Below are 15673 nucleotides of genomic sequence, written 5' to 3'. Positions count from 1 at the left end.
CCGCCCCACGCCTCAGTCGTCCGCCAGCTCCGCGACTCCGGTGATCCGGTGCAGCGGATACGTCCGCACCTCGTCGGCCGTGTGGTCGTACGCCGTCACGAAGCCGCCCTCGACACGGATCGGGGCGATGACCCGCTGGCTGGCGGAGCCCTCGGCGTTGACGTAGCCGATCCACAGGGAGCCGCCGGTCAGCACGGCGGCCTGCATGGTGGCCAGGGTCTCGGCGGAGGACGTACGCGGCAGCTCGCCGCCCGCCAGCGGCGCCCCGGCCGTCTTGCGCGGGGTGGTGGCGGCCAGGTCGCCCGCCCGGATCGCGCGGATCGCGGCCGACAGGAGCGTGGCATCGGGCGGCGGCGGCCCGTCCGGCACCGGCTCGGGCGCGGTGCGCGGCGGGGTGCGGCGGGCGTCGGCGCGGGTGATCAGCACATCGCCTTCCGCCGACTCGGCGGCGGGCGCGTAGCCCATCGCGCGCAGGCCCTCCAGCAGCGAGCCCGGGTCCGACTGGGCGGCCAGCACGGTCGGGGCGAGGCGGCGCAGCCGCAGGGCGGCCGCCCGCTTGTCGGCGAGGATCTCGTTCAGCAGGGCGTCGTCGTCGCAGCGCACATACGCCGAGGCCGCGCCCACCCGCAGATGGCCGTGCTTGCGGGCCACGTCGTCGATCAGGTACGCCAGCGGCTGCGGGACCGGCGTACGGGAGTGCTCGGTGAGGAAGGCGTGCAGGTCGGCGGCGGTACGGCCGGCGTCCAGGGCGCGCCGGACCGAGGCCGGGGTGAAGCGGTAGACGGTCGCGCCGCCCTTGGACTCGACGTCCGCGAGGACATCCAGCATGGCGGCGAGGGGACGCCGCAGCGGGCCGGGGGCCACCGCCGTCAGGTCGGCCTGCAACAACACGTGGTCCAGCGGTTCGGGCAGCAGGGGCGCGAGAAGACGGGCAGCGGCGGCGGAGGCGACGGCCCGTTCCACGGGGGAGTGGGGCTCGGCGTGCGCGGCCGGGCGGTGGTGGACGGGGAGCTTGTCACCGGGACCGGAGGTCTTCGGGGAGCCGGAGCCCGCCGCGTCGGCTGCCGATGCCGACGAAGCCGCCGACGCGGCCGCGGGGGTGGCGCCGAGCAGTGCCCGCCCGTGCGCGGACAGCGCCCCGCGCCCGGTGACGCCGAGCAGTTCCGCCTCCGAGAGGGTCCAGCGGGCCAGCCGGGAGCGCAGATCGTCGTCGCCGCCCTCTCCCTGCTGACCGCGCAGCGGCCGTTCCCAGCGCAGCCGGGCCAGCACCGACTCGGCGGTCGGGGCGGTGCCCTGCGGCAGGCCGGCCAGCAGGATCAGCACCCGGTGCCGTACCTCGGGCGCGGCGGACCGGTCGAGTCCGGGTCCCAGCGCGGACAGCGCGCGGTCCTTCGGGTCCCGCCCGCCGACCACCCCCGGCGTGCGGGTGGCCGTGAGCCAGGCCTCGGCGAGCCGCGCCCAGCGCTCGGCGGGGGGCCGCTCCAGCCACTCGTCGTAGGCGGGGGTGGCCGCGTACCGCTCGTCGGCCTCGCCGTCGGAGGCCAGCAGTCCCGCCGCGTACGCCAGCTCGACCCAGAAGGCGGCGACCGGTTCCGGCACGTCCAGGGCGACGGCGGTCCGCTTCAGGTCCCGCACGCTCAGCCCGCCGGCCCGCAGCACGGCGGGACCGCCCTCGTCCCAGTCCTTCAGCAGTTCCTCGACGGTGGCCAGCGAGGTGTACGCCTGCCCGGCCGCGGTGGCGTCCACCACCTGGGGAGCGTGCGTGGCGGCCGGTTCGACGGCCGGCGGCAGCGGCTCGGGCGCGCGGTGGGCGTGGCCCTCGCGCAGATGCAGGGCCACCTCGCGGGGCAGGACGACCGTGCCCGGGCCGGTCGGCAGCAGCAGGCCGCGGTCCAGCAGCCAGCGCAGATGGGCGGCCGGGTCCGGGGTGACCTGCCCGTACGGCGGCCCCCACACCAGCCGCGACAGCACCTCGCGGGAGGCCTCGGGGGCTTCGGCGAGCAGCGCGGTCATCTTCGTGCGGTCGGTGAACAGCGAGGTGAGCGCGGCCACCGCCGAGACCGAGTCATGGGTCGAGCCCAGCCCGGCGGCGGTGACGATCTCCTGGAACCGCCCCGGGGACATGCCCGAGCCGGCCTCCTGCACGGTCGGGCCGAGGCCGGTCGGCGAGGGGTGCTGCGGGGACGGCGCGAGCAGCTCCCGTGCCGTCCGCACCAGGCGCAGCCGCTCGTCGTCGCCCCATACCAGGGCCTGTTCGCGCAGGGTGGCGACGGCGCGGGGCAGCGCGGCGGCCACGGTCTCGTCCCCGGCGTCCCCCGCCATCAGCCCGAGGAGTTCGCTGTACGACGCCGGGTCCGGGGCCACGGCAAGCGCCTCCGCGGTCTGCAGCGCGAAGGCGTCCAGCCGCTCCAGCGCGCGCAGGACCGAGGCGCGGGTGCCGGCGCGGGTCGCCAGCTGGGTGAGGTCGGTGGGGACGGGGGTGATGAGATCGGGTCGGCTGCGCAGCAGCGCGGCCAGCGAGGCGTCGTCCCTCATGCGGAGCGACTCGGCGAGGGACCGGGGGGCTGAGTGGGCCTCGGGGCTCATCCGGCCAACGGTAGCCGACCGGGCGGGCGCAGCGGCTCCGGGCGAGAGGGAAGAAGCGGTACCGTCCTCAGCGGGGTTCATCGGTGTCACCCCGGAGGGGCTGCGTGGGGATCGAAAGCGACCAGGTCGTCTACGAGTATCTGAGCCGCGTCGGCGATGTCGCTCACCAGCGGCAGCTGCCGTCGGCCGTGCGGATGCGGCTGGTGTCGGAGCTGCGGAACGAGATCGACCGGGAGCGGGCCAAGGCGACGGCGGACAGTCCCGCCGCCGTGCGCCGCATCCTGGACCGGCTGGGCACGCCGAACGAGGTGGTCGAGGCGGCGGGCGGTGCGGGCCGGCCTCAGCCGCCGTCCGCCGCCGTGCCCGTCCACCGGGGGACGGACAGCCGCGGCACGCGGGATACGCCGGACGGGGAGGAACGGCCCAAGGGGCTGCGCAGGATCGTCCCCCGGCCACGCCCCGCCGAGCCCGAGCGGCCCGCCCCGCGCTCCGCACCGTCCCCGCCGCATCTCGCCGCCGCGCACGAACTCGGGGACAGCGCGATGCAGCCCGACTGGTGGCGGGTACAGGACAGTCCGTTCGGACCGGCGGGCGGTGACGACCTCGTACCGGGTTTCGTCGGCGGGGTGGAGATCCCCGACCTGCTCAAACAGCCGCGGAAGGAGCCGGAGGAGGCGGAGGGCACCCCCGAGGAGCCGGCGAAGGCCGCGGACCAGCAGCCCGCAGCCCGGCCGCGCACCCTTCGCCGCCGCCTGTTCGCCCGCCGCACCCCGCCACCGGCCCCGCCGGCTCCTGCGGCCCGCCCCGCCCGCCGTCTCCTCCCCGGCCCAGCCGCCGGCTGGTCCAACCCCCTCCTCCTGCTGGCGGCCGCGGCGCTGGTCGCCGGCGCCGTGCTCGACAACCTGGTCGCGCTGGGGGCGGGCTGGCTGATCGCCTACACCTCCCGCCGGCTGACCCCCGTCGAGACCAAGTGGGCGGTACTGGGCGTACCCGGTCTCGCGGTCGCGTCCGGCCTGGTCTGGCTGTGGGGCCGCAGCAGCGGCCGCTGGGGCTCTCCCATCGCCCAGGGCCACATGAACGACGCCGTGGCCGGGACCTGGCCCTGGGTACTCCGCGGCGCGGCCGTGGCCTCGGCCCTGTTCCTGCTCTGGCGCTCCCAACGCAAGCGATGACGCCGACGCCGCCCGACAACGATCCGACCTCACCGAACCCGCCGGCACTCCCACAACACCCCGACTCCACCGGAACTGCCCGCACTTGCCGTCGGGGGATCAGCCCCGCGGGGGCCACCCGCACCCGGTGGTGAGCGTTGTACGGGTGGTGCGGGTGGGAGGCGGAACGCGGCCGGAGGCCGGGGTGATGGCCCTTGACGCCGCGCGGCACAATGGCGGCCATGTCCCTCACCATCGGCTTCGACCTAGACATGACCCTCATCGACTCCCGCCCGGGCATCCACGCCTGCTACCTCGCCCTGGCGGAGCGGACCGGGACCTACATCGACGCCGACCTCGCGGTGACCCGCCTGGGACCCCCGCTCGCGGAGGAGCTGGTCAACTGGTTCCCGGCCGAGAGGATTCCCGCGATGGCCGACCTGTACCGGGAGATGTACCCGTCGATCGCCGTCGCCGCGACCCCCGCCATGGCAGGCGCGAGGGAGGCGATCGAGGCGGTGCGCGCGGCCGGCGGCCGGACGATGGTGGTCACCGCGAAGTACGAGCCGAACGCCAAGCTGCACCTCGCCCACCTGGGCCTGGAGCCCGACGTGGTCGTCGGCGACCTGTGGGCCGAGCAGAAGGCGGAGGCGCTGCGCGAGTACGGCGCGAGCGTCTATGTGGGCGACCACGTCGGGGACGTACGCGGGGCGCGCGCGGCCGGCGCACTGCCCGTGGCCGTGGCCACCGGCCCCTGCGACGCGGAGGAACTGCGTGCCGCAGGCGCGGACGTCGTACTCGACGACCTCACCGCCTTCCCGGCCTGGCTGGCCGGTTACCGCGAGGCGCCCGGCGCGGCCGAGCGTGCCTGACGCCGCCCCGCGGCGATCGAGCGCAGTACTCCCGCTCCGGCCACGAGGAACCCGACGGCCATGAGCATGCTCAGCCCGTACATGTACGTCGGAAAAGGCTTCGCGCCGAGGAACAGCGGGACCACGGTGACCAGGGTGGCCACGGCCCCGATGAAGAACAGCACCGCTCCGGCTCGGATCAGTCGGTCACCGGGCCCGGCGGAATTCGTTTGGGTTTTGTCACGCACCGGACCAGGGTAGTTCCCTGCGCGAGAGAACAACCGGGGGACGTCTTGTCACCCGCCCGAAGACCATTAGCCTTGGTAGCGCTTGGTAGCGGCGGGTCATGGGCGACCCGCTCTAGTGCTATCAAGAGCCGTTTCCGAAGTAGTTTTCCCAACGAGTACGAGGACGAGGACAGACGTGCCTACCGGCAAGGTCAAGTGGTTCAACAGCGAGAAGGGCTTCGGCTTTCTCTCCCGCGACGACGGCGGTGACGTCTTCGTCCATTCCTCGGTTCTCCCCGCCGGAGTCGATTCACTCAAGCCGGGACAGCGCGTGGAGTTCGGCGTCGTCGCCGGTCAGCGCGGTGATCAGGCGCTCTCCGTGACCGTGCTCGACCCGACCCCGTCGGTCGCGGCCGCGCAGCGCAAGAAGCCGGACGAGCTGGCTTCCATCGTGCAGGACCTGACGACCCTTCTCGAGAACATCACGCCGATGCTGGAGAAGGGCCGCTACCCGGAGAAGGCCTCCGGCAAGAAGATCGCGGGCCTGCTGCGCGCGGTCGCGGACCAGCTGGACGTGTAGGTCCGGTCAGGGGAAGGCGAGAGCATCCGGGCCGAGGGGCGGCAGCAGCCCCTCGGCCGCCGCACGTGTGAGCAGCCCGCGGACCGCCGCATAGCCGTCCTCGCCGAGGCCGGCGGTGAACTCGTTGACGTACAGCCCGATGTGCTGGTCGGCGACGGCCGGGTCCATCTCCTGGGCGTGTTCCATGACATACGGCCGAGAGACCTCCGGGTCGTCCCAGGCGGCCCGGACGGAGTCGCGGATGGAGTCCGCGAGCAGACCGAGTGCCCGGGCCCCCAGCGACCGCTTGGCGATGATCGCGCCCAGCGGGATCGGCAGCCCGGTGCTGCGCTCCCAGTGCTCGCCCATGTCGGCGAGCTTGTGCAGCCCGTAGTCCTGGTAGGTGAAGCGGGCTTCGTGGATGACGAGCCCGGCGTCCACCTTGCCGTCGCGCACGGCCGGCATGATCTCGTGGAACGGCATGACCACGATCTCGCCGACCGCTCCGGGCAGAGTGTCCGCCGCCCACAGCCGGAACAGCAGATAGGCGGTCGACTTCTCGCTCGGCACCGCGACCGTACGGCCCGTCAGGTCCGCACCCGCCTCCCGCGTGAGCACGAGCGGCCCGCACCCCCGCCCCAGCGCACCGCCGCACGGCAGCAGCGCGTACTCGTCGAGGACGTAGGGCAGCACGGCGTACGACACCTTCAGCACGTCGAACTCGCCGCGCTCGGCCATGCCGTTGGTGATGTCGATGTCGGCGAAGGTCACGTCCAGCGCGGGCGCGCCGGGAATGCGGCCGTGGGCGAGGGCGTCGAAGACGAACGTGTCGTTCGGGCAGGGGGAGTACGCGATCTGCAGCGCATCACTGGTCATGGGTGTTCCAACTCTCCAATGCGGGCGCGAGCTTCCCGAAGCCCTCGGTGAGGGCGGCGAGGGCGTCGCCGATGCGCCAGGCGGCTCGGTCGCGCGGGCCGACCGGGTTGGACACGGCGCGGATCTCCAGCACGGGCACCCCGTGCGCGGCTGCCGCCTCGGCCACGCCGAACCCCTCCATGCCCTCGGCGAGGGCCCGCGGGTGGCGGGCGCGCAGCTCGGCGGCGCGGGCGGCGGTGCCGGTCACGGTGGAGACGGTGAGGATGGTGCCGACGCGCGCGCCGACCGCCTCGGACACTGCTCGTACGAGTGATGCGGGCGAGCGGTGGGTGACGGTTCCGAAGCCGAGTTCGGTGACCGGGAGGAAGCCGTCGGCGCTCTCGGCGCCCAGATCGGCCACGGTGATCGCGTCGGCGACGACGAGCGAGCCGAGCGGCGCCCCGGGCTGGAAGCCACCGCCGATCCCGACGGACACGACGAGGCCGTAAGGGGCGCCGCCGACGGCGGCGGCGGTGAGCGCGGTGGCGGTGGAGGCGGCGGCGCGGGCGGGCCCGACACCGGCGGCCAGCAGGTCGTACCCGGCGGCCGTCCGGACCACCGAGACCCCGGGGAGGTCCGGGCCTTCCGGGGCCCCCGGCAGCCGTATCGCCTCACCCGCGCCGGGGAACGCTTGTGCCACCGCGTCCCGTTCGGCGGGGACCGCGGTGGCTACGAGGGCGCGTACGGAAGGCGTGATCAGGCCTTCTTCAGCTTGAAGGACCACAGGCCCTTCGCCGGGCTCTGGCCCATCTGGATGGAGACCGTGTTGGTGTCGCCCTGGGTGCCGTACTGGACGTTGAAGAACGCGCTGCCCGGGACGGTGGTGTAGGTCTTCTTGCTCACGTCGGTGAACTGGCGGCCGTTCACCAGCAGGACCCAGCCCGCGTCAGCGATCTTCGGGTCGACACCGACACGGATTGTCTGGTCCGGGTCCACCTTGATCGACTCGATGTCGCCGGCCTTCTTGGCGCACTTCGCGAGCGACTTCTGGTCCAGCGGTTTGCCGTCGTTGTAGCAGAGCGCCTCGGAGTTGACCGAGCTTCGGCCGACGGTGATCGTCGCGACGGGCGTGGGCTTCTCGCATGCCGACAGAACGAGCAGTCCGGCGGAAACGGCGCCGGCGGCGGCGACGGCGCGGCGGCGTCGCACAACGGATTGCAGCGTGGTCATGGCCGAAGGCTATCGGGCACCCGGAGCCGTCCGCCCATGTGGGGTGCGGCGTGCCCGGTTCGTTACGCCACTCGCGCCCGCGGCCTGGTGCCGTGCCGCGCCGAGGCGAGCAGTCCGCGCAGGGTGGTCAGCCAGCCGGCGGCCACGATCGCCGCCGCGACCACCAGTCCCAGGGCGCCGTTGAGGGGCATCACGATGCCGATCGCGCCGCCGAACACCCACGCCATCTGCAACAGCGTCTCCGAGCGCGCGAAGGCCGAGGTCCGCACCAGCTCGGGCACGTCCCGCTGGATCAGCGCGTCCAGGGACAGCTTCGCCAGCGCCTGCCCGAACCCGGCTACGGCGGCCAGACAGGCCACGAGGAAGGCCCCGAAGAACAGCGCGGCCACGATCGCGGTTCCGAGCACCACCGCGACGACGGTCACGATGATGATCTCCGGAGCCCTCGCTTTCAGCCAGGCGCCGACGGCCGTGCCCAGCGCGTTGCCGGCGCCCGCCGCCACGCCCACGATTCCCAGCGAGACCGCCGCGCTCTCCCCGGTCAGCGGGTGCTCGCGCAGCAGGAAGGCGAGGAAGAAGATCAGGAAGCCGGACAGACAGCGCAGCGCGGCGTTGGCTCCGAGGGCATGGGTGACGGCCGGCCCGACCGTGCGCAGCCCGGGCCGCCTGGCCTGCTTGCGGTACGGCCCGTGCAGATGCTGTTCGTCGGCCGCGAGCAGGGCCCGGGCCTCGCCCTTGGCGGAGTCCACCTTGGGCGGCAGCGAGAAGGACAGGAACGTCCCTGCAATGAAGATCACGAAAGCGCCGTACAGCGGCCAGGGATCCCCGACGGCATGCAGCCCCGCCCCGATCGGCGCGGCCACACCGGTGGCCAGGAGCCCGGCGAGGGTGACCCGCGAATTGGCTTTGACCAGGGAGAACCGGGGCGGCAGCAGCCGCGGCACGACAGCGCTGCGCACCACCCCGTACGCCCTCGAAGCCACCAGCACCCCCAGCGCGGCCGGATAGAGCTCCAGACCGCCGCCGGCCACGGCCCCGGAGATGATCAGCGCGAGCAGGGCCCGGGTCAGCATCGCCGCGGCCATCGCGGCCCGCCGCCCGTGCGGAAGCCGGTCCAGGAGGGGGCCGACGACGGGGGCGAGGAGGGTGAAGGGGGCCATGGTGATGGCGAGATACAGCGCGACGCGCCCCCGGGCCTCGTCGGTGGGCACGGAGAAGAACACGGTGGAGGCCAGGGCGACGGTGATCATGACGTCACCGGCCCCGTTGACCGCGTGCAGCTCGATCAGCTTCCCCAGCCCCGACTCGCCGGCGCCATGGGCGTGCGTGGCCTTCCGGATCCCGCGCGCGGTTCCGGTCACGGGAAAGTGCAGGGCACGCCCGACCGCGCGGACGGCCCCACCGACCCGACCCGAACCGCCGCCCCGAACGCTCCCCCTGTCCGCGCCTGCCACGTGGTTCATAGTGCCCCGAGACACCGCCCGATAGTGCGGTTTGAGCTCAAGCGAGTCGGGATGCCGGGTCGCCGCCTCCCGGCCGGGCGAGTCCGGTGGGCGGCTCGGAAATACCGCCGCGAAGCGCCGGACTGTCCCCGACCACTGGCGACGGGGTAGCGTGCGTATCTCAGCCATCAAGCACAATGGATGGCAGAGGTGCGCCCGAGCGCGATCGGATGCGGACGTCGATGCGGTCCCCAGGTCCGCTCCGTCCGCTTCACCGCCGGAGGCAGCCGCACTCAGAGACGGCGTAGGAGAGAAGCGATACCTGTGAGCGCAGCGACAACGCGAAGCCGCACCCCCGACCGTCTGTGCGCCGAGGCGGTGGACCTCGCCCGAGCCGCCGCCGAGGAGGCGGCCGCGCCCGGTGTGGTGGGTGAGCACGTCGGCCTGGTGTCGGAGGGCGACCGTGTTGTCACGCACTTCTTCGAGTGCAAAGAACTCGGCTATCGCGGCTGGCGCTGGGCGGCGACCGTGGCCCGGGCCTCCCGCGCCAAGATCGTGACCCTGGACGAGGTGGTCCTCCTCCCCGGCCCCGACGCCCTCCTCGCCCCCGAGTGGGTCCCCTGGAGCGAGCGCCTGCGCCCCGGCGACCTCGGCCCCGGCGATCTGCTCCCCACCGACCAGGAGGACCTGCGCCTGGAGCCCGGCTACCTGGGCGAGGAGGAGCCCCCGCCGAACTCGGTCGTGTCCGAGGACATGGCGGAACTGGCGGAGGCCGAGGACGCGGACGTAAGCCCGGGAACCCCGGCCGTCCAGCCGACGGTCCCCGTCCGCGGCTCGATCGCCGCACTGGCCGAGGAACTGGGCATGCGCCGCGCCCGAGTCCTCTCCCGCTACGGCCTGCACATCGCCGCCGACCGCTGGGAGGAGGCGTTCGGCTCCAAGACGCCGATGGCCCAGGCCGCCCCCGCGACGTGCATGTCCTGCGGCTTCCTCACCCCCATCGGCGGCTCGCTCGGCCAGGCCTTCGGCGTCTGCGCGAACGAGTTCTCCCCGGCCGACGGCCGCGTGGTCTCCCTGTCGTACGGCTGCGGCGGCCACTCGGAGGCGGCGGTCATGCCGAAGCCGCCCCAGCCGGCCGTGCCGGTGATCGACGAGATGAAGGTCGACGTCTTCCCCCTCCGGCCGTCCCGCGACTCGGGCTCGGTTCCGGAGCCGGGGGACGAGGAGACGGCGGAACTGGGGCACTCCTAGCGGCGATCGGCGCGCAACAGGGCGCCACGCCGACCCAGTTGGGCACCACCGCGCCGCGGCGCGATTCCGCGGATTCCGGTACGACCAGGGCCGGCGAGCGCCTCGACGAGAAGGAGAGCGCGCCCTGACCCGGCCTGCCGGGGGTGGTCCCTTGCACGGGCCGCGTTCGCGTCCGGCCCGCGCGTCGGGCGGGCCGGGCGGCTCGCGGTGGGCAGGGGCTTCGCGCCCGCGGGCCGCGCCGTACCCACCGCTCCTGGCGTGTCCACGGCCCTTGGCGCGCCGCCGTCAACGACCACCCCCGAAGGCCTGACCTCTCCCTTCGGTCTCGTGGCCGCCCGCGCTGTACCTTCGTCCTCACGTCGACAGGGAGAGTGAACGTGAGCAAGTACGTGCGGCCGGCCGCCGAGGGCGCCGACCCCTTCGGCAGCGCCCGTCTTCGCCGCGGTGTCCTCGACGCCTGGGCCACCAGCCCCGCCCGGTTCCGCGAGGACGCCAACGCCGAGGAGGACCTGGTCCTCGGTGGCTACCGGGACCGGCTGGTCGTCGAGCTGGCCCAGAACGCCGCCGATGCCGCCGCACGGGCGAAGACGCCGGGACGCTTGCGGCTCACCCTCCGCGACGGTGTGCTGGTCGCCGCGAACACCGGCGCCCCGCTGGACGCGGCCGGTGTCGAGTCGCTGTCCACCCTGCGTGCCTCGGCCAAGCGGGACGCGCAGGACACCCACGGCGCCGTCGGCCGGTTCGGGGTCGGGTTCGCCGCCGTCATCGCCGTCACCGACGAGCCCGCCATCGTCGGACGCCACGGCGGGGTCCGGTGGTCGCTGGCCGAGGCGCGTGAGCTGGCCGGAGACACCGCCCGGCACAGCCCCGGGCTGGGGGACGAGATCCGGCGCCGTGACGGGCACGTGCCCCTCCTCCGGCTGCCCTTCGCCGCCGAGGGTTCCGCCCCGGAGCCGTACGACACCGCCGTGATCCTGCCCCTGCGCGACACGGCCGCCGCCGACCTCGCCGAGCGCCTCCTCACCGCCGTCGACGACGCCCTGCTCCTCGCCCTGCCGGGGCTGGAGGAAGTGGTGGTGGAGGTCGACGGCGATGCCCCGCGCACGCTGCGCCGCCGTACCGAGGGCACCTTCACCGTCGTGGAGGACTCGCGGGAGGGCGCCACCCGCTGGCGTACCGTCTCCGCCCACGGGCCGCTCACCCCGGACCTGCTCGCCGATCGCCCGGTCGAGGAGCGTCTGCGCCCGCACTGGTCGGTCACCTGGGCCGTGCCGGCGGATGCCGACGGGCGGCCGGTCCGGCCGCGCACCACCGCCGTCGTGCACGCGCCCACCCCGAGCGACGAGCCCCTCGGCGTACCCGCGCTCCTCATCGGGTCCTTCCCGCTGGACACCACCCGCCGGCACGCGGCCCCCGGCCCGCTGACCGACTTCCTGGTCCAGCGGGCGGCGGACGCCTACACGGAACTGCTCGCACAGTGGCGCCCGGTGAGCGACGGCGTCATCGACCTCGTACCGGGGCCGCTGGGCAAGGGCGAGCTGGACGGCGCGCTGCGCCAGGCCGTTCTGGAGCGGCTGCCACGTACCGCCTTCCTGCCCCCGGCCGTCGAGCCCAAGGGGGACGTGGAGCTTCCGGAGGCGCTGCGGCCGCGGGACGCCGAAGTGGTGGAGGGCGCGGGAGCGGACACCGTACGGGTTCTCGCGGAGGTGCTGCCGACCCTGCTCCCCGCCGGGCTCGAACGGCGCGTCGAGCTGCGCACCCTCGGGGTCGCCCGGCTTCCGCTCGCCGACGTCGTCGACCGGCTCGCCGGTCTGGAGAAGGACCCGGACTGGTGGTGGCGGCTCTACGACAGCCTCGCCGGGGTCGACCCCGACCGGCTGTCGGGGCTGCCCGTGCCGCTCGCCGACGGGCGGACCACCATCGGGCCCCGGCAGGTCATGCTGCCCAGCCCGGACGCCGCCCTCATCCACCCCGACGTGCTCGGCCGGCTCGGGCTCAAGGTCGCCCACGAGGACGCCGCCCACCCGCTGCTGGAGAAGCTGGGCGCGCTGCCCGCGACCCCGCGCGCGGTGCTGACCACCCCGCAGGTGCGGGCCGCGGTGGCCGCCTCACTGGACGACGAGGGCGGCGTGCTGTGGGAGGAGGACGCACCGGACGCGGAGGAGCTGGCCGACACCGTCCTCGCCCTGGTGCGCGACGCGGGTCTGGAACCCGGTGACGAGCCCTGGCTGGGCGCCCTCGCCCTGCCCGACGAGGACGGTGAGCTCGCACCGGCGGGCGAGCTGGTCTTTCCCGGCAGCGCCTTCGCCCGGGTGATCCGCGAGGGTGAACTGGCGGCCGTGGACGGTGAGCTGGCCGCGAAATGGGGTGAACAACCGCTCACCGCCTGTGGTGTCCTCGCGGACTTCGCGCTCGTCCGGGCCACGGACGTCGTTCTCGATCCGGACGAACTGGAGCCCAGGGAAGGCGACTTCGCCGAGCCGGACGACGCGGGGCTGCTGGACGCCGTGGACGTGTGGTGCGAGGACGTCCTCGACCGCTTCCCGGACAGCCCGGTGCCTCCGGTCGCCACCGAGCTGGTCGCCGTACGAGACCTCGACCTGGTGGACGACGACCACTGGCCCGAGGCCCTCTCCCTGCTCGCCCGGCCGCCGCTGCGCGACGCCCTCACCCAGCCGGTGCGCATCCTGCTGCCCGACGGCACCCACGAGGTCGTACGGCCGTACACGGCCTGGTGGTTGCGCGGGCACCCCGTCCTGGACGGGCGGCGGCCCGCCGGTCTGCTCGCGGCCGGCGGGGACCCGCTGCTGCGCGGCCTGTACGACGAGGCCGACGCCACCGGCTTCGAGGACGAGCAGGTGCTGCACGCCCTGGGGGTGCGGACCTCCGTCGCCGCCCTGCTGGACGAGCCCGGTGGCGGTGCCGAGCTGCTGGACCGCCTCGCCGACCCCGAGCGGCCGGTCACCTCGGCCCAGCTGCACGGGCTGTACGGCGCGCTGGCCGAGCTGGACCCCGAGCAGGTGACCCTCCCGGACGAGCTGCGGGCCGTGGCCGACGGGCGGGTGGAGGTCGTGGACGCCTCCGACGCCGTGGTGGTCGACTCGCCCGATCTGCTGCCGTTCACCTCCGGCGTCCCGCTGCTGCCCGTGCGGCCGTCCCGGGCCGCCGAGCTGGCCGAGCTGTTCCAGGTGCGGCGGCTGAGCGAGTCCGTCACCGGCGAGGTGCACTCCGAGGGCGCCGAGCACGACGTACCGGAGCCGGTGCGGGCGCTGCTCGGTCCGCGCACCCCGGACACCTATGTCGAGCACGAGGAACTGGTCGTGGACGGCGTGGAGATCGACTGGCGGCTGACCGGCGACGGCGTTCTGCACGCGGCCACCCTGGAGGGCGTCGCCGCCGGTCTGGCCTGGGCGGCCGGCCAGTGGCCGCGCCGCTTCGAGGTGGCGGCCCTGCTGGAGGACCCGTCACGGACGGAGGAACTCGCCCGAGACCGCTGGTTCGACTGATCTCGACGCGTCCCACCCCCGGGCGACTTCGTCGACGTGCGGTAGGTCACGTGAGCCGGGTGTCCGGGTCCGTGGTCGGCCGGATTCATCCGAACACACGTACAACCACTCGGCGGCCTCGACGGTCTGATCATGGGAGCCGATCGGCTCCCATGACCATCTGGACCCCGTGTCCATCCTTCTCCACCGGGGGAACGTACATGCGCTTCCGTGCCACCGTGGCCGCCGTATCCGGCGCCCTGGCCCTCTCCGCCCTCGCCATTCCGGCCGCCCACGCCGACGCGGGCCGCGGCGACACCAAGATCTCGAACGTCGTGGTCAACGGCGGCAAGCCCGTCGTCGTCGGCGCGACCGGGAGCAAGACCTTCTCCGTGTCCTTCACCGTGACGGACGACGGGGGTGTCGAGTGGGCGCAGGCGATCCTGTACCACGGCCCGAACATCGACGAGTCCGACAGCGGTGCGGTCGCCAACACCGGCGACCACCGGTCCAAGTGCACGGTGGTCAGCGCCACCAAGTCGACCTGCACGGCGACCTACACGCTGAAGGCCGGCGCCAACCTCGTCAACAAGGTGGCCGGCACGTGGAAGGTCTGGGCGATCGCCCGGGCCAGGGACACCAACTACGTCCAGCGGGACAACGCCAAGACCTTCCAGGCCCAGCGTCTGTCCAAGCTGACGGCCGACGCCGCCCCGGAGCCGGTGAAGAAGGGCAAGACCCTCACCGTCACCGGTGCCCTGACCCGGGCCAACTGGGACGCGGCCAAGTACTCCGGCTACAGCGGCCAGTCGGTCAAGCTCCAGTTCCGCAAGAACGGCTCCAGCACCTACACCACGCTGAAGACGGTCAGGGCGGACTCCAGGGGCAACCTGAAGACCACGACGACCGCGTCGGCCGACGGCTACTACCGCTTCGCCTTCGCGGGCGACTCCACGACCCCGGCGGTCAGCGCCGCGGGTGACTTCGTCGACGTGAGGTGAACAGGGCCGTTCCAGCCGTCGGGAGCATGCGCTTCCGGCGGCCGGAACGTTTCCTCTCACTTCCGTCACGGGCCGGTAATGCACGGTCAAAATGTGGCCGAGAATCGATCTTGCCGTACAACCCGCCACCCCCCTCGCGGATCTGATCGCTTGAGTCAACCGACTCCACGATCACTTCTCCCTCCAGGGGAACACATGCGCATACGTGCCACCGTGGCCGCCGTCTCCGGCGCCCTGGCCCTCTCCTCCCTCGCCGTGCCGGCCGCGCACGCCACCGGGACGAGCGGCACGCCGTACACCCTGAACGTCAGCTTCTCGAACGTCACGATCGCAGGCGCGATCAAGGTTGGCTCGACCAATAAGGTCAGCACGACCTACTCGTACACGCTCACCCACGGCTCGGACGTGGACATCACCGCGAGCGACTTCTACACGGACGCCTTCCTCTACAAGGGCTCCTACGACACCGAGACCACCGAGCTGTACGGCGACAACCCGGCGACCTGCACCGCCACCTCGTCCACCACCGCCACCTGCACGGGCACGGTCGACATCTACCCGACCGACCCCGACCCGAAGAGCGCGGACGCCGGTACCTGGGGCGTGGCGGCCGAGGCGGTCGCCTTCAACGGTCAGGACCAGCAGAACCCCTCCGACCTGAGCAAGGTGGGCTACAAGGACCAGGGCGGCCTCGGCTCCACCCTGGTCCAGCGCTACTCCAAGCTGACGGTGGACGCGGGCCCGGAGCCCATCGCCAAGGGCAAGACCCTCACGGTGACGGGCAAGCTGTCCCGCGCCAACTGGGACGACAACCAGTACCACGGCTACACCAACCAGCCGGTCAAGCTCCAGTTCCGCAAGTACGGCACGACCACGTACACCACCGTCAAGACGGTGTACACGGACTCGTACGGCAACCTGAAGACCACCACCACCGCGAACTACGACGGCTACTGGCGCTTCAGCTTCGCGGGCACCTCGACCACCCCGGCGGTCAACGCCACGGGTGACTTCGTCGACGTGCAGTAGCCCTTA

General features: G+C 73.4%; 13 protein-coding genes. 7 read left to right on the top strand and 6 right to left on the bottom strand.

Annotation, left to right across the window (positions count from 1 at the left end; translation table 11 throughout):
- Nucleotides 1-12: 12 nt before the first annotated feature.
- On the bottom strand, nucleotides 13-2586 hold the full coding sequence (locus AVL59_RS44780; protein WP_067315953.1) for a helicase-associated domain-containing protein: 2574 nt from the start codon (nucleotides 2584-2586) through the stop codon (nucleotides 13-15).
- Between the two features lie 104 nt (nucleotides 2587-2690).
- On the opposite strand from AVL59_RS44780, the gene AVL59_RS44775 reads away from it, so the two are divergent.
- Both AVL59_RS44775 and AVL59_RS44770 read left to right on the top strand, forming a co-directional pair.
- A complete protein-coding gene (locus tag AVL59_RS44775; protein ID WP_067315951.1) occupies nucleotides 2691-3758 on the top strand; it encodes a hypothetical protein in 1068 nt (355 codons plus the stop codon).
- A gap of 212 nt (nucleotides 3759-3970) precedes the next feature.
- A complete protein-coding gene (locus tag AVL59_RS44770; RefSeq protein WP_067315948.1) occupies nucleotides 3971-4609 on the top strand; it encodes an HAD family hydrolase in 639 nt (212 codons plus the stop codon).
- On the opposite strand, the gene AVL59_RS44765 is transcribed toward AVL59_RS44770, so the two are convergent.
- Nucleotides 4573-4836: a hypothetical protein gene (locus AVL59_RS44765; RefSeq protein ID WP_067315946.1), complete on the bottom strand. Its 264-nt coding sequence runs from the start codon at nucleotides 4834-4836 to the stop codon at nucleotides 4573-4575. The two genes, AVL59_RS44770 and AVL59_RS44765, sit on opposite strands and share 37 nt — an antisense overlap.
- A gap of 175 nt (nucleotides 4837-5011) precedes the next feature.
- Here AVL59_RS44765 and AVL59_RS55925 point away from each other — a divergent pair, with 175 nt between their 5' ends.
- Nucleotides 5012-5395, top strand: coding sequence for a cold-shock protein (locus AVL59_RS55925; protein ID WP_067315943.1), 384 nt, complete (start codon nucleotides 5012-5014; stop codon nucleotides 5393-5395).
- Nucleotides 5396-5401: 6 nt separating this feature from the next.
- On the opposite strand, the gene AVL59_RS44755 is transcribed toward AVL59_RS55925, so the two are convergent.
- From AVL59_RS44755 to AVL59_RS44740, 4 genes are all read right to left on the bottom strand, one after another.
- Nucleotides 5402-6250 carry a 1,4-dihydroxy-6-naphthoate synthase gene (locus AVL59_RS44755; protein WP_067315941.1) on the bottom strand — a complete coding sequence of 283 codons (849 nt, stop codon included), beginning with the start codon at nucleotides 6248-6250 and terminating at the stop codon, nucleotides 5402-5404.
- Nucleotides 6240-7013 carry a futalosine hydrolase gene (locus AVL59_RS44750; protein WP_079147290.1) on the bottom strand — a complete coding sequence of 258 codons (774 nt, stop codon included), beginning with the start codon at nucleotides 7011-7013 and terminating at the stop codon, nucleotides 6240-6242. The genes AVL59_RS44755 and AVL59_RS44750 overlap by 11 nt, the downstream gene beginning before the upstream one ends.
- Nucleotides 6986-7459: a DUF2771 domain-containing protein gene (locus tag AVL59_RS44745; RefSeq protein WP_067315935.1), complete on the bottom strand. Its 474-nt coding sequence runs from the start codon at nucleotides 7457-7459 to the stop codon at nucleotides 6986-6988. Before AVL59_RS44745 ends, AVL59_RS44750 begins: the two co-directional genes overlap by 28 nt.
- Nucleotides 7460-7521: 62 nt before the next feature.
- Nucleotides 7522-8922, bottom strand: coding sequence for an MFS transporter (locus tag AVL59_RS44740; protein WP_067315932.1), 1401 nt, complete (start codon nucleotides 8920-8922; stop codon nucleotides 7522-7524).
- Between the two features lie 303 nt (nucleotides 8923-9225).
- Here AVL59_RS44740 and AVL59_RS44735 point away from each other — a divergent pair, with 303 nt between their 5' ends.
- The 4 genes from AVL59_RS44735 (at nucleotide 9226) to AVL59_RS44720 (ending at nucleotide 15667) form a co-directional block, all read left to right on the top strand.
- The gene (locus AVL59_RS44735; RefSeq protein WP_067315929.1) at nucleotides 9226-10152 is read left to right on the top strand and encodes a DUF3027 domain-containing protein; all 927 of its coding nucleotides are present in this window, start codon (nucleotides 9226-9228) and stop codon (nucleotides 10150-10152) included.
- A gap of 377 nt (nucleotides 10153-10529) precedes the next feature.
- Entirely contained in the window at nucleotides 10530-13658 is a 3129-nt protein-coding gene (locus tag AVL59_RS44730; protein WP_067315928.1) for a sacsin N-terminal ATP-binding-like domain-containing protein, read from the top strand.
- A 200-nt stretch (nucleotides 13659-13858) separates the two neighbouring features.
- Complete coding sequence (locus AVL59_RS44725) at nucleotides 13859-14638, top strand: calcium-binding protein (protein WP_067315925.1); 780 nt, start codon at nucleotides 13859-13861, stop codon at nucleotides 14636-14638.
- A 195-nt stretch (nucleotides 14639-14833) separates the two neighbouring features.
- Nucleotides 14834-15667: a hypothetical protein gene (locus AVL59_RS44720; protein WP_067315922.1), complete on the top strand. Its 834-nt coding sequence runs from the start codon at nucleotides 14834-14836 to the stop codon at nucleotides 15665-15667.
- Nucleotides 15668-15673: the final 6 nt, after the last annotated feature.

The sequence above is a fragment of the Streptomyces griseochromogenes genome, from assembly GCF_001542625.1.
GTDB classification, from domain to species: Bacteria; Actinomycetota; Actinomycetes; order Streptomycetales; family Streptomycetaceae; genus Streptomyces; species Streptomyces griseochromogenes.
The sequence above is the reverse complement of the archived record's forward strand: the minus strand, read 5'-3'. Positions and strand labels throughout refer to the sequence as shown.